The organism is Oceanibaculum nanhaiense (assembly GCF_002148795.1).
GTDB lineage: Bacteria > Pseudomonadota > Alphaproteobacteria > Oceanibaculales > Oceanibaculaceae > Oceanibaculum > Oceanibaculum nanhaiense.
In genome coordinates this window covers 25077-38842 of the sequence record NZ_MPOB01000006.1, presented here as the reverse complement: position 1 = coordinate 38842, position 13766 = coordinate 25077, and the positions used below count along the sequence as shown (strand labels likewise).

The following is a 13766-nucleotide window of genomic DNA, read 5'->3' as shown; positions in this document are numbered from 1 at the left end:
CCGATGTTGAGGATAGTCTTACTCGATGAAATTCTTCGTCGATACCGCCGATACCGCCGAGATTGGCGAGCTGGCCGCCAGCGGCCTGCTGGACGGCGTCACCACCAATCCCTCGCTGATCGCCAAGAGCGGCCGGAAGATGGCCGATGTGATCGCCGAGATCTGCGCCATCGTGCCCGGCCCGGTCAGCGCCGAAGTCACCGCCACCGAGGCTGACGGCATGATCGCCGAGGGCCGCTATCTTGCCGGCATCGCCGACAATGTGGTGGTGAAGGTGCCGCTGACCCCGGCCGGCCTGAAGGCCTGCAAGACTTTCAGCGACGAAGGCATCAGGACCAACGTCACGCTGTGCTTCTCGGCGGCGCAGGCGATCCTCGCCGCCAAGGCGGGGGCCACCTTCGTCTCGCCTTTCGTCGGCCGGCTCGACGATATCGGCCAGGACGGCATGGAGCTGATCGCCGACATCGTTCAGATCTATGCCAACTACCCGTCCTTCACCACCGAAGTGCTGGTTGCCTCGATCCGCAATCCGGTGCATGTGGTGGATGCGGCCAAGATGGGGGCGGATGTCTGCACCGTGCCGCCTTCGACGCTGCGCCAACTGTTTAACCATCCGCTGACCGACAAGGGCCTCGCGGCCTTTCTTGCCGACTGGAAGAAGACCGGCCAGTCGATCCTCTGATCCGTTGCTCTGATCCATTGCCAGGGAACACCAGCCCCGATGACGGAGGCCCGATGACCGAGGATAGTCGTACCGCCCGCAGCACCAGTACCGCTTCGCCCGAAGCGGTGCCGGTCGGGCCGCGCCCGCTATCGGCCGCCGAGGTCGATGGCTATCTGAAGGCTCATCCCGATTTCCTTGCCCAGCATCCGCATCTGGCGAACGTGCTGACGCCGCCGACGCGGGATAATGGGGACGGGGTGGTGGACCTGCAATATTTCCTGGTTCAGCGCCAGCGCGGTGACATCGCCAGGCTGGCCGAGCAGCACCGCCAGCTGATCACGACAGTGCGCGCCAATGCCGCCAATCAGGCCCGCGCGCATGAGGCGGTGCTGGCGATGATGAGCGCCAACAGCTTCGAGCATCTGATCGAGATCGTCACCAGCGACCTCGCCATCATGCTGAATGTCGATGCGGTGGCGCTTTGCGTGGAGACCAACGGCTTCCTGCTCGCGGGCGACCGCATGGCCGGCGTGCGCATCCTCGCCGAGGGCTCGATCGACGAACTGATGGGCAGCGGCCAGCCGGTGCGGCTGCGCAACGATATCGAGGGCGATCCCGAAGTGTTTGGCGGGCTGGCCAGTCTGATCCGGTCCGACGCGATGGTGCGGCTGCATTTCTCCAGCAAGGCGCCGAACGGCCTGCTGGTGCTGGGCGCGCGCGATCCGGACGCGTTTTATCCGGGGTTGGGGACGGAGCTGCTGCTGTTCCTGTCGCGGGCGCTGGCAGGGTGTGTGCGGCTATGGCTCGACCTGCCGGCCGAATAGCCCCGGCGCCCCCTGCGGCCGCTGGAACCGGGTTCAGCGCGGCACCGGACCTCGCCGCCACCATCGCCGACTGGCAACAATGGCTGTGTGAGGAAAAGCGCGCCTCGCCGCATACGGTTGAGGCCTATGGCCGCGATCTCGCGGTCTTCATCGGCTTTCTGTCGGGGCATCTGGGCGGCGCCGTTGGCCTGAGCGACCTGGCGGCGCTGCGTGCCGCCGATTTCCGTGCCTATCTGGCCACCCGCAGCAACGACAATTATGCCCGCACCTCGACGGCGCGGGCATTTTCCGTGGTGCGCGGCTTCTTCCGGTTCATGGAACGCCACGGCAGGCTGGCCAGTGCCGCCATCCATAATGTCCGCACGCCGAAACTGCCGCATGCGGTGCCCAAGGCGCTGAGTGAGGCGGAGGCCGCCTTACTGATCGACTCGACGGACATCGTGGCCCTGGCCGATGCGGAGGCCTGGGTGCTGGCGCGCGACGCGGCGCTGGTGACGCTGCTCTATGGCTGCGGGCTACGCCTCGGCGAGGCGCTGTCGCTGACCCGTGGCTCGGTGCCGAAGGACGGCATCATGCGGGTGACCGGCAAGGGCAACAAGCAGCGCATCGTGCCGGTGCTGCCGGCGGTGACGGAGGCGATATCGGCCTATCTCGCGCTTTGCCCGCATGCCGGCGACGCGACGACACCGCTGTTCCTGGGCACGCGCGGCGGGCCGCTGAACCCCCGCATCGCGCAGGGGCTGATGCAGAAGCTGCGGCTGGCGCTTGGGCTGCCGGAAACGGCCACGCCGCATGCGCTGCGCCACAGCTTCGCGACGCATCTGCTGGCCGGCGGCGGCGATTTGCGGGCGATCCAGGAATTGCTGGGGCATGCCTCGCTCTCCACCACCCAGCGCTATACCGAGGTCGATGCCGCGCGGCTGCAATCGGTGCACCGTATGGCCCATCCCCGGGCAGGGCGGTAGGGGGACCGGCAGATACAAAAAGCCCCGGCGCGGGGCCGGGGCTTCGGGGTCGTCGCTGGAAGACGGGATCAGACGATCTCGACCAGCTCGATGTCGAAGGTCAGATCCTTGCCGGCCAGCGGATGGTTGGCGTCCAGCGTGATGGTATCTTCGGTGACGGAGGTCACGGTGAGCATCAGCGGCTGCTGGTCCGGCCCGCGGGCCTGAAGCTGCAGCCCCTCGGCATATTCGATTTCCGTCGGCAGGGACGCGCGTTCGATCTCCTGCACCAGATCGGGGCGGTGATCGCCATAGGCTTCGCCCGCCGGAATGGTGACGGTCCGGCTTTCGCCCGGCGCCAGGCCGACGGCGGCCTGCTCGAAACCGGGGATTACCCGGCCCTCGCCGATGATGAACTGGATCGGGTCGTTACCGACCGAACTGTCGAAGGTCGATCCGTCGGCAATCGTCCCGGTATAGTGGACGCGAACCGTGTCGCCGGATTTCGCTGCACTCATCTATTCACTCCTGGTATCGTCTGTCGATCTGCGCATGACGCAGCGTGCTGAGGCCAAGCCTAACGGTTTTGGCCGGAAATGGCCATGCCGGGCCGGCTTTTTTTATGTCCGGGGCAGTTGAAGGTAGATATCGCCCGAGGCAATTCCGGCCGGCACCGCGCGGAGTAACGCCTGGAAATCCCCGATATCCCGCCAGTCCGGCAGGGCCAGCCGCAGGCTCTCGCCATAGGCGATGTTGCAGCGGTATGGGGCTATGCGGGCCGCCTCGGCCAGGCACTCCAGGGTGAGGTCGTGCCGCGCTGTCAGGAATTCGAAGGATAGGGCCGGGATCGGCTGGCTGAGGCCGCGCAGCACATCGCGCTCGAAGCCCTCGACATCGATCTTGCAGAAGGCGGGCAGGCCATGGCGTGCGATCAGCCCGTCCAGCGTATCGATCCGGACCGGAACCTGCCTGTCCCAGGTAACGGTCCTGAACTCATCGCTTGCAGATGCCTGTTCGACCCAGCTGGCGGACAGGCTGGAGACAGTCGGGTGGCGACTGCTGACCAGCAGCTCCGCCGTGCCCGGTCCGGCCCCCAACGCGCAGCTCTCCAGAGCGACATCCGATGCCGCGCTATAGAGCCATTCAAGGAAGCGGACGGGCAATGGCTGCGGCTCTACCGCCACCACCCGGCAGCCCAGCGCGCGCAAGGCCCATGTCCGGTCGCCGAGATGGGCGCCGACATCGAAGGCCAGGTCGCCCGGCCGGACGAACTGGCTGTACAGAAGCCGCAGCCGGTATTGCTTCGGCAGGTTCAGCCGGTAATGCAGGACAGACCGGGCGAGTCCAAGGGCGCTGGCGATTTTCATGGCGCAGAAAATAGGCTGTTTTGGCCCATATCCCAGCGCAAACGAAAACCCCCGCCAGGCATCTGCCTGACGGGGGCTTGTCGTCACGGTTCAGCCGGGGTCAGCCGCGTGGCTCGCTTATCAGCCCCTTGATCAGGGCGTAGCAGCCAAGCAGCAGCACCAGCGTGAAGGGCAGGCCGGTCGAAACCGCGGCTGCCTGCAGCGCCGTAAGGCCACCGCCCAGCAGCAGCGCAATCGCCACCAGCCCCTCGAAGGTGCACCAGAACACGCGCTGCGGCACCGGCGCGTCGGTCTTGCCGCCGGCGGTGATGGTGTCGATCACCAGCGAGCCGGAATCCGACGAGGTGACGAAGAACACGATCACCAGCACGATGCCGATGAAGGAGGCGATTGCCGTCAGCGGCAGCGCTTCCAGCATCACGAACAGCTTCAGCTCCAGCGCCGCATCAGCCACCGCCTGATAGTTCTGATCGACGATCAGATGCACGGCGGTGCCGCCAAAGGCGGTCATCCACAGCACCGAGACGAGCGACGGGATGATCAGCACGCAGATGATGAATTCGCGCACCGTACGGCCGCGGCTCACCCGGGCGATAAACATGCCGACGAAGGGCGACCAGGAAATCCACCAGGCCCAGTAGAACGAGGTCCAGCCCTGGCTGAAGTTGGCGTCCTCGCGCCCGAACGGGTTGGACAGCGCCGGCAGATATTCGGCATAGGCGCCGAGATTGCCGAAGAAGTCCGACAGGATCACCGTCGTCGGGCCGACAAACAGAACAAACAGCAGCAGCAATGCCGCCAGTATCATGTTGGCCTCGGACAGCCGCCGGACGCCCTTGTCGAGGCCGGCGAGCACGGAGAGCAGGGCGATGCCGGTGATGCCGATGATCAGCAGCACCTTGGAGGTGTCGCCATCCGGTATGCCGAACAGGAATTCCAGGCCGGCATTGGCCTGCTGCGCACCGATGCCCAGCGAGGTGGCGAGGCCGAACAGGGTGGCGAACACCGCGAGGGTATCGATGATATGGCCGGTCCAGCCCCACACCCGCTCGCCGAAGATCGGGTAGAAGATCGAGCGCATGCTGAGCGGCAGGCCCTTGTTGAAGCTGAACAGCGCCAGCGCCAATGCTACGATGGCGTAGATCGCCCAGGGATGCAGGCCCCAATGGAAGATGGTGGCCGCCATGCCGAGACGCTGTGCCTCGACCGCATCACCGGCGGCGCCGGCCAGCGGTGCCCAGCTGTCGGCGGAGCCGGCCCCCTCGGCAAAGGACGAGGTGAAGTGCGAGATTGGCTCGGACACGCCGAAGAACATCAGGCCGATGCCCATGCCGGCGGCGAACAGCATCGAAAACCAGGTGGCATAGGAATAATCCGGCGTCGCCTCGGTGCCGCCGATGCGCACCCGCCCCAGCGGCGAGACCACGATGCCCAGGCAGACCAGCACGAAGATGTTGGCCGACAGCAGGAAGAACCAGTCGAAGGTCGAGGTGATGGCCGGACGCAGCCAGCCGAAGAAATCGGCGGCCGGGCCAGGCAGCGCCAGCGCCAGGAAGACGAAGGCCACGATGGTGAGGCCCGAGATCATGAAGACCGGGTTGTGGATATCCAGGCCGAACGGACCGAATTTGCTTTGATAATTGTCCTGGCCGACCTCGTAGTCGGTCTCGATCGCCTGGACTTCGCCATCAGGTGGCGTTTCGTAGGATTCGTTGCTCATTGCCCCTCCTTTTTGTCGAGTCCTGGTCAGATCGGTGGCTTGTCGCGTCTGGGGCGACAGAGGGTACAGGGGCGTACCCTCCCGATTGGCTGGCGCGGCCCCGTGCCGCGCGTGCTTCTGACTGCAGGACCCTGAAAGTAGCGTTAAAAATAAATCCGCCAGACGATGGCGGATTTGCAGAATTAAATCTTATAAAGAGGATGACCTCAGATATATACGCCCCGATATATGCAGATATGATGAATAATGTCAACAATATGTCCGGGGATTTGTGGCTTTGGGATTTATTTGAAAATACAGTAACGCGAAATTTTAATAATGAATTATGAAATAAAATTGCGTATTATTATTTTGTGTATTTCACTGACGGAAATTTATATTCAATTTTTTATTTCTTTGCGGTGCGATTCAGGGCGTCGTGGCGCTGGCGGATATCCTGCGGCCAGCGGCTCTTGATGTAGGCCAGCGCGGCGGCGATCTCGGTATCTGTGAGGATGTCCCGGAAGGCCGGCATATCGCTCTCATAGCCTTTCGGCGCGAAAGGCTCGATGCCGTATTTCGTCATGGCGAAAAGCTGGCTGTCCGGATGATGCCAGGTATGGCCGCTGGCATCGTGCGGCGGGGCGGGCAGGCGCCCGTCAGGCAGGCGTACCTGCCAGTCCGGCTGGCCTTCCAGCCGGGTGCCATGGCAGGCAGCGCATTGCGCGGCATAGATATCCCTGCCCAGCGCCACCTGTTCAGTATTGCCGGGATCGATGGGCGGTATGGCGCCAGACGCTGGAGAAGGGGCGGCGAACTGCCAGGCGGCACCACCGCCGGCCGCCGCAAGCAGGGTGACGCCGAGGGCGATCCAGCGAGTCCGCTTCATTGTCACGCCGCTTCCAGCGTGTCCGTCACTTCATAGCCGGCTTCTTCGATGGCAGTCTTTGCGGCATCGGGGGCGATGCCGTCAGTGCGCACCGTCCCGGCGGCCAGATCGACGGTGACTTTTGCCTGTGGTGCGGCCTCGTGCACCGCATTCTCGACAGCCTTCACGCAATGGCCGCAACTCATGCCGGTTACCTTGAACAACGCCATTCTGACTCTCCTTTCCTGTCGGATATCCCCGAGATAGGGCTTCCAGCTACCGGAAGGTCAAGAGGCGGCGAGACTGTCCAGGAAGTTCTCTGCCTCGCGGGCGATGGCCTGCCGGCGGTCCTCCGGCCATTTGGCCAGGGTGCGGTAGGGCATGGCCATGCGGGGATTGCCCTTCAGCGCCTTTTCGTTGCGGATCAAAAAGGCCCAGTAGAGATAGTTGAAGGGGCAGGCCTCATGGCCGCTCTTCTCCTTCACCTTGTAGGCGCAGGTGCCGCAGAAATCCGACATGCGGTCGATATAGGCGCCGGACGCCGCATAGGGCTTGCTGGCCATGATGCCGCCATCGGCAAACAGCGCCATGCCGTGGGTGTTGGGCAGTTCCACCCATTCGAAGGCGTCGGCATAGACGGCCAGATACCATTCCTCGACCTGCTTCGGATCGATACCGGCCAGCAGCGCGAAATTGCCGGTCACCATCAGCCGCTGGATATGGTGGGAATAGGCATGCTGCCGGGTCTGGCCGATGACCTCCTGCAAGCAGTTCATCTTGGTCTCGCCGCCCCAGTAGAGCCAGGGCAGCGGGCGGTGCGCGTCCAGCGCGTTGGTTTCCGCATAGGCCGGCATGCGGTGCCAGTACAGGCCGCGCACATATTCCCGCCAGCCGAGAATCTGCCGGATGAAGCCCTCCACCGCGTTCAGCGGCGCGCGGCCCTCCCGGTATTCCGCCTCGGCAGCGGCGCAGATTTCGCGTGGGCCCAGCAGGCCGATATTCAGATAGGGCGCGATCAGCCCGTGATGCAGGAAGGGCGCGCCCTGCTTCATCGCGTCCTGATAATCGCCGAAGCGGGGCAGGCAATGGCTGAGGAACTCCGCCAGCGCCGCCAGCGCGCCCGCCCGCGTCACCGTCCAGCCGAACGGTTCCAGATCGCCGAAATTGTCGGGGAAGTGCCGCGCGACCAGATCCAGCACCTCTCGCGTCGTCGCGTCTGGTTCGAACCGCTGCCGGTGCGGCGGCGTGAAGTCTTTGGGCAGCGGCTTGCGGTTCTCGGCATCGTAGTTCCAGTGTCCGCCTTCCGGCTCGCCGTCCGATGTCAGCAGGATGCCGGTCTCGCGCCGCATCTCGCGGTAGAAGAACTCCATGCGGTAGGTCCGCCTGTCCTCGGCCCAGCGTGCGAAGCGCCGGCGGCTGGCGAAGAAGCGGGTATCCTCGCGGATTTCGACCGGTATGCCCGTCTCAGCCTCCCAGCCGCGCATGGCCTGCAGCACGCGCCATTCGCCGGGTTCCGTCACGATGATCCGCGCCGGTTTGTGTCGCGCCGCCGCGCGCGTCACCTCGCCGGTGAAGCTGCCGGTGTTCTGCGGATCGTCGAGCGTCACATAATCGACCGCGATCCCCTCTGCCCGCAGTTCCGCCGCGAAATGCCGCATGGCCGACAAGATGAGGGCGATCTTCTGCTTGTGGTGCGGGACATAGGTTGCCTCATCCGCCACCTCGGTGAGCAGCACCACGTCGCGGGCGAGGTCCAGCCCGTCGAGCGCGGAGAGGTCCCGGCTCAGCTGATCGCCCAGCACGAGGCGCAGGCTTCCGCTCATGATCTGCCTTTCTGGCGAAGTTCTGACTTGCAGCGGTCGGAGCAGGTCTTCACCTCGTCCCAGACCGTGCGCCATTTCTTGCGCCAGGCGAAGGGGCAGCCGCAGGCCTGGCAGAGCTTCGACGGCAGGTCGGCTTTCTTACGCATGCGCGGCATGGTGCTACCAGGGCAGGGGGGCGCCGCGATAATCGAAGAAGCTGCCGGTCTGTTCCGGTTTCAGCCCGTCGATCACCGCCAGCAGGTCGGCTGCGGCTTCTTCCGGCGGGCGGACGGCAAGGCCGGATTTGGCGAAGGGGGCGGAAAGGTGCGTGTCCACCGTGCCCGGATGCAGCGCCACGCAGATTGCCTGCGGGCGGCTGCGCTTCAGCTCGATGGCGGCGGTATGGACAAGCTGGTTCAGTGCCGCCTTCGCTGCGCGATAGCCGTACCAGCCGCCCAGCTGGTTGTCGCCGATGCTGCCGACCTTGGCCGACAGGGTGGCGAAGACCGCCTTGCCGTTGCGCGGCAGCAGCGGCAGGAAATGCTTCATCAGCAGCGCCGGGCCGATGGCGTTCACCGCGAAATTATGGGCCAGATGCGCCGGGTCGAGATCGCGCCAGCTCTTCTCCGGCTGGAAGCCATGGCCATGCAGGAAGCCGCTGGCGTCGAACAGCAACCGCAATTCGCCGGGAAGCGTCGCGACATGGCGGGCCGCCTTTTCGATGCTGGCCTCGTCGAGCAAATCGAGCGCAGGATCGCTGTGCCGGCCAAAGCCCAGCACCAGGGCAAAGCTGCCGCGCTGGCGCAGCTGGTCCAGCACGGCGGCACCAATGCCGCCGCCAGCGCCGATCACCACGGCGATAGCGTTCTCGGGAAGCTCCTCGGACATGATATGCCTGTCTTCTGCGGGCGGGGAACAGCTCTCTATACGTAACGCCCGCCCTGGCGGTTCAGCCCAGGCGCTTCGTGGTGCGTTCCCTGCGCTGTCTTGCCGTCTCCACCAGAGCCTTGAACAGGCGGCGCTGGCGGGCCTGGAAGATCAGGAATTCCGGGTGCCATTGCACGCCGATCAGATAGGCGTGGCCGGGCGCCTCGATGCCCTGCACGATGCCGTCGAGATCGCGGCCGGAGACGATCAGGCCGCCGCCCAGTTCGTCGATGCCCTGATTGTGCAGGCTGTTGATCTTCACGCGCTGCCCGTCCAGCAATTCCCGCAGGCAGCTCTCCGCCTCGACCAGCAGCGTCTTCAGCGGCAGGATGGTCCAGCGGTTCGAGGTGTTCTTGCGGCGCGAGCGCAGTTCCTGGAACAGTGTGCCGCCCAGCCGGACATTCAGCAGCTGCGCCCCCCGGCAGATGCCCAGCAACGGCAGGCCGCGCATCAGCGCATCGTCGATCACGGCGGATTCCAGCGCGTCGCGCTCCGCATCATATTTCGGCACAACTTCGGACTGGCTGGCATAAAGCACCGGGTCGATGTCATGCCCGCCGGTGATGACCACGCCGTCATAATCCGCCATGTCATGGCTGTGCGGGCCGCCCGGGCGCAGATGTACAGGCCGGCCGCCGGCCAGCCGGATCGCCAGATGCACCATCAGGCGTGGCGCCTTGCCGCCGCGCCGCGGTCCGGTAACGGCGATCAGCGGGGAAAGTTTTCGCTCAGCCACCGGTCCACACGTTCTGTCCAGCTATCGTTGAAGACGGCGAAAGGCTCGTCGAGATAGCGCTGATAGAGGCCGCACAGCGCGGCCAGTTTTTCCGGCTCGGCGGCCACCCGCTCCAGCATCACCCAGTCGGTCCAGCTCTCGTGAATGCCCCAGCCGGGCCGGTCGATCTCGCAATTGGGCAGGCGGTAATGAAAGGTCGGCCGCCCTTTCACGCGCTTGTCGGGCACCTTGGCGCGCACCCGCTTTTCGTCCAGATGCGCAAACAGCGGCAACATGTCGAGCGCCCGGTTCCGCGACGGGTTGAAGGCGAGGTAATCGTCGATCAGGTCGGGTATGTCCGGCGTGTAGGCGGGATCGACGACCAGCCGCACATAATCCGCTGGATAGGCGGCGATATAGGCGGTCAGCCGCCGGGTCAGATCGACGCGCGCGCGCTTCTTCAGCCATTCATAGAGGCACAGGAAGGCCTGCAGATGGCGGGTGATCGTTGCAGCGTCGGTTGCCGGCAATTCCGGGTTCAGATGCAGGCCGAAGGCGTAGGAAAGACCGCCGCCGGTGCCGCTTACCCCGGCCTCGCGCAGCTTCCGGATCAGCTCGTTCACCTCCGGCAGGCGGTCAACCGGCAGCGGCGGGCTGACGATCTCCAGCGGCACGATCTGCTCCGCGCCGAAGCGCACTATATCCTCAGCCAGTTCCGCAAGTTCGTCGGCGGGCGCCTCCGTCTTGTTCTTCAGATAGGCGAAGTCGAGCTCGACCTCCCAGTCGCCGGCGGTGTCGCCGGTCACGGTATGGACGTAGCGGCTGCGCTTTTCGACCGTGCCGCCGACATGGTCCGCCACCAGCCGGGACAGCGTGTCGATGTCGATGTCGCTCATCTCCAGCTCGACGCCGACATGGCGGATATCGCCCTTGTCGGTGTGCATCGCGGGTGGCATCGGGAAGAGTTCATTGCTGGCTGTCATAGGTCTGTTCTACCCGTCCCGCCCAGCCGGGTCCATACCGGCTGCTAGAGCAGCACCGGCAGCAGCAGATAGGTGCCGAGGCCGATCAGCGCGGTGAAAAACACGCGGCGGAAGGCGGCTTCCGACAGGCGGCGACGCAGCCAGCTGCCCGCGACCATGCCGGCGATGGCCGGCAGCACCGAGAGCAGCGAGGCGAGGCTGGCCTCGGGCGGCAGCCGCCCGAAGAAGGCGAGCGCCAGGGCCAGCATCGCGGTGGAGAACACGAACAGCTGGCCGAGTGCCCGCACCATCTGGTCACGGTTCAGATTCAGCGCCTGCAGATAGAGCAGGCCCGGAATCACGAAAGTGGCGGTCAGGCCGGAGAAGATTCCGTTCAGCGCGCCGGCCAGCGGACCCACCCAGATTTCTTGGCGCGGCGGCAGGTGCAGGGTGGGCTTGGCGAGGCCGAGCACGCCATAGGCGATCAGCACGCCGCCCAGCAGCGCCACCGGCAGTGCCGCCGGCCAGATCTGCGCCAGCGCCACGCCCAGCCAGATGGTCAGGGTCGCCGGCACGAAAAACGGCCAGAGCCGCCGGAACACCTCGCGCACATGGGTTCCGACAAAGCCTTGCCAGATGTTGGTGATGATGGCCGGGGCCAGGATCAGCGCCATGGCCGATTCCAGCCCGACCACGGCGGTCAGCAGGCCAAGGGCAATGGTCGGCAGCCCCATGCCGATGACGCCCTTCACCGCGCCGGCCAGCAGGAAGACGGCGGCGACGATCAGGATTTCGGGGGCGTGGGACGAAAGATCGGAAAGCATGGGAGACGGACTGTAGCGGCAAAATCCGTCTTACAATAGAGGCCTGGCCGCCCCCGATGGTTCGGGGACGGCCGAAGCATGGACGAGTTACCAGCGCACCTGCACGCCGGCATAGACGGCCCGGCCGAAGCCCGGCTCGAACACCGCCGAGGCGGGGGTGGCGGTGGTCGAGACGCTGGCCGAGGCGATATAGCGTTCGTCGGTCAGGTTGCGGCCATCGATGAACAGCGACCAGCCGGCCGGGTCGTTGTAGCCCGCTTTCAGGCCGAGCAGCGCATAGGATACGGTCTCGGTCGTGTTGGCGTTATCGACGTAATAGGCTTCCGGCACCCATTCGACATTCGGCCCGACATAGAATCCCGCCGGATGGTCGTAGCGCAGCTCCGCCCGATAATAATGGCGCGGCGCGCCCGGCAGCTTGTTGTCGCCATAGACGGCGTCGCCGTCGAAGTGGAAGTCGCTGAAGGTATAGGCCTGGCGCAGGGTCAGGCTGTCACCGCCGGCGGGGGCGAACAGATCGTCCAGCAGGCGGACATCCAGCCCCAGCTCCAGCCCCTGATGGATGGTGCTGTCGGCGTTCTGGGCGTAGCTCTGGCCGTTCGGTGCGGTGAAATACTGGATTTCATCCTTCATCCAGGCGCGATAGACCGCCACATCCCAGGTGAGGCGACCATGGCTGCCGCGGGTGCCGATCTCCAGCGTCACGGCGGTCTGCGGATCGACAGCGCCGATCTGCGCGGTGGCGGTCGGGCTGAGGTCGCTCAGCGTCGGCAGTTCCGTGCTGCGCGACAGATTGCCGAAGAGCTGCCAGTCCGGTGCTGCCTGCCACAGCAGGCCGAGACGCGGGTTGAAGCTGGTGAAGCTCTTGTCGAAGCTGGCATCGCCGTCGGAGAGGAACTTGTCCTCAACCTCGCGCGTGCCATAGCCGGCCTGCGCCGCCAGGATGACGGCAAGGTCGGAGCGCACCCAGGTGCGGGCCTCGCCATACAGGTCGGCATTTTGCGCCGTATCCTCGGACTGGTAGCGCAGCGCGCCCTTCTGGCCGGAGACGTTGGCGTAGCGCAGATTGTCGTTGGTGCCCCGACCGAGCTGCAGGCCGACCAGATATTCCTGCTTCATGCCGAAGGCTTGGCCGTCGGTCTCGTATTCGCCGAACACGCCGTAATCCAGGACAGTGTTGTCCAGTACCTGGAAGATCGGGTGGATCAGCTCGCGGCTGACGACGTAGCCGCCGAAGCTGGCGGTGCCGTCCTCCAGCGCGATGGACGTCCGGTTGCCCAGCCGGATCGATTCGATGTCGCGCTTGTAATCCAGCGCCAGATTGCCGGCGGCGGCACGCCGGGGATCGTTCAGCGCCTGGTCGCGCGAGACCGAGCCGGCGATCTGCTGGTCGATATCGTTATAGGCGATGAAGAACCGGGTCTCGGCGCGGTCCGACAGGCGCAGGCCGATATTGCTGTTGAAGCGGATGTTGTTCTGTTCGGTATGGTCGCGGTAGCCATCCTGCTGGATGGTGGTGAGGGTGGCATAGGCGTCCCAGTCCGCGCCGTACTTGCCGCCGGCAATCTGGCCCCGGCGATAGCCATCGCTGCCGATCTCGGCACGGGTCAGCACACCCCCCTTGGTGTTGGCCAGGTCGCGGCCGGTGGGGGTGTGGACATTGATCGCCCCGCCCAGCGCCGTCGAGCCGTAGCGCAGCGCGTTGGCGCCCTTGAACACCTCGATATAGTCGATGTTCAGCGGATCGATCTCCTGGAAGTCGCCGCTGCCGTCGGCCAGACTCACCGGCACACCGTCCTGCAGGAGCTTCACGCCGCGCAGGTGGAAGTTGCGGGCAAGGCCGGAGCCACGGATCGACAGGCGGGAATCCTCGCCGAACTTGGGTTGGATGAAGATACCCGGCACATAGTCCAGCGCATCCTTCAGCGTTGCGGCGCGGCCTTCGCGGAATTCCTCGGCGGGCACCAGATCGACACCGCCGGGTACCTGCTCAATCTTCTGCCTTGCCTGTTCCGCCGACGGCTGGGTCAGGCGCTGGGCAGGTGCTGGAACCTCGATGCGGATGGGCGACAGGGTCTGGGTCTGCGTCTGGGTCTGGGCGAGCGTTTCGGTCCCGGCGAGCGCCATCGCGCCGGCCAGGAGGAGGCTGCGGTAAGTGCGGTTCATGATC

At 65.2% G+C, this 13766-nt stretch carries 15 protein-coding genes; 3 read left to right on the top strand and 12 right to left on the bottom strand.

Annotation, left to right across the window (positions count from 1 at the left end):
• Nucleotides 1-25: 25 nt before the first annotated feature.
• From fsa to BKM74_RS11690, 3 genes are read left to right on the top strand one after another with little or no spacing between them, the layout of a single operon-like run.
• Entirely contained in the window at nt 26-682 is a 657-nt protein-coding gene (gene fsa, locus BKM74_RS11700; protein WP_086465908.1) for a fructose-6-phosphate aldolase, read from the top strand.
• 53 nt (nt 683-735) lie between these two features.
• Nucleotides 736-1488, top strand: a complete 753-nt coding sequence (locus tag BKM74_RS11695; RefSeq protein ID WP_086465907.1) for a DUF484 family protein — start codon at nt 736-738, stop codon at nt 1486-1488.
• Entirely contained in the window at nt 1464-2453 is a 990-nt protein-coding gene (locus tag BKM74_RS11690; protein ID WP_086465906.1) for a tyrosine recombinase XerC, read from the top strand. The genes BKM74_RS11695 and BKM74_RS11690 overlap by 25 nt, the downstream gene beginning before the upstream one ends.
• 68 nt (nt 2454-2521) lie before the next feature.
• Here the strand turns inward: BKM74_RS11690 and BKM74_RS11685 are convergent, their stop codons facing one another.
• The 12 genes from BKM74_RS11685 to BKM74_RS11630 form a co-directional block, all read right to left on the bottom strand.
• Nucleotides 2522-2950: an FKBP-type peptidyl-prolyl cis-trans isomerase gene (locus BKM74_RS11685; protein ID WP_086465905.1), complete on the bottom strand. Its 429-nt coding sequence runs from the start codon at nt 2948-2950 to the stop codon at nt 2522-2524.
• 102 nt (nt 2951-3052) lie between these two features.
• Nucleotides 3053-3799 (bottom strand): FkbM family methyltransferase, encoded by a 747-nt coding sequence (locus tag BKM74_RS11680; RefSeq protein ID WP_086465904.1) that lies wholly within the window; start codon nt 3797-3799, stop codon nt 3053-3055.
• Nucleotides 3800-3899: 100 nt separating this feature from the next.
• On the bottom strand, nt 3900-5519 hold the full coding sequence (locus BKM74_RS11675) for a BCCT family transporter (RefSeq protein ID WP_086465903.1): 1620 nt from the start codon (nt 5517-5519) through the stop codon (nt 3900-3902).
• A gap of 388 nt (nt 5520-5907) precedes the next feature.
• On the bottom strand, nt 5908-6387 hold the full coding sequence (locus BKM74_RS11670; protein ID WP_086465902.1) for a c-type cytochrome: 480 nt from the start codon (nt 6385-6387) through the stop codon (nt 5908-5910).
• Nucleotides 6388-6389: 2 nt separating this feature from the next.
• Entirely contained in the window at nt 6390-6596 is a 207-nt protein-coding gene (locus BKM74_RS11665; protein ID WP_086465901.1) for a cation transporter, read from the bottom strand.
• 57 nt (nt 6597-6653) lie between these two features.
• Entirely contained in the window at nt 6654-8189 is a 1536-nt protein-coding gene (locus BKM74_RS11660; RefSeq protein ID WP_086465900.1) for a cryptochrome/photolyase family protein, read from the bottom strand.
• The gene (locus BKM74_RS11655) at nt 8186-8335 is read right to left on the bottom strand and encodes a DUF2256 domain-containing protein (protein ID WP_322096659.1); all 150 of its coding nucleotides are present in this window, start codon (nt 8333-8335) and stop codon (nt 8186-8188) included. The genes BKM74_RS11660 and BKM74_RS11655 overlap by 4 nt, the downstream gene beginning before the upstream one ends.
• A gap of 13 nt (nt 8336-8348) precedes the next feature.
• Entirely contained in the window at nt 8349-9056 is a 708-nt protein-coding gene (locus BKM74_RS11650; protein ID WP_086465898.1) for an SDR family NAD(P)-dependent oxidoreductase, read from the bottom strand.
• Between the two features lie 61 nt (nt 9057-9117).
• Nucleotides 9118-9831, bottom strand: coding sequence for a gamma-glutamyl-gamma-aminobutyrate hydrolase family protein (locus BKM74_RS11645; RefSeq protein WP_086465897.1), 714 nt, complete (start codon nt 9829-9831; stop codon nt 9118-9120).
• On the bottom strand, nt 9804-10793 hold the full coding sequence (locus BKM74_RS11640; protein ID WP_086465896.1) for an amidoligase family protein: 990 nt from the start codon (nt 10791-10793) through the stop codon (nt 9804-9806). Before BKM74_RS11640 ends, BKM74_RS11645 begins: the two co-directional genes overlap by 28 nt.
• 44 nt (nt 10794-10837) lie before the next feature.
• A complete protein-coding gene (locus BKM74_RS11635; RefSeq protein WP_086465895.1) occupies nt 10838-11596 on the bottom strand; it encodes a sulfite exporter TauE/SafE family protein in 759 nt (252 codons plus the stop codon).
• Between the two features lie 87 nt (nt 11597-11683).
• The gene (locus BKM74_RS11630) at nt 11684-13762 is read right to left on the bottom strand and encodes a TonB-dependent receptor family protein (protein ID WP_086465894.1); all 2079 of its coding nucleotides are present in this window, start codon (nt 13760-13762) and stop codon (nt 11684-11686) included.
• Nucleotides 13763-13766 lie beyond the last annotated feature (4 nt).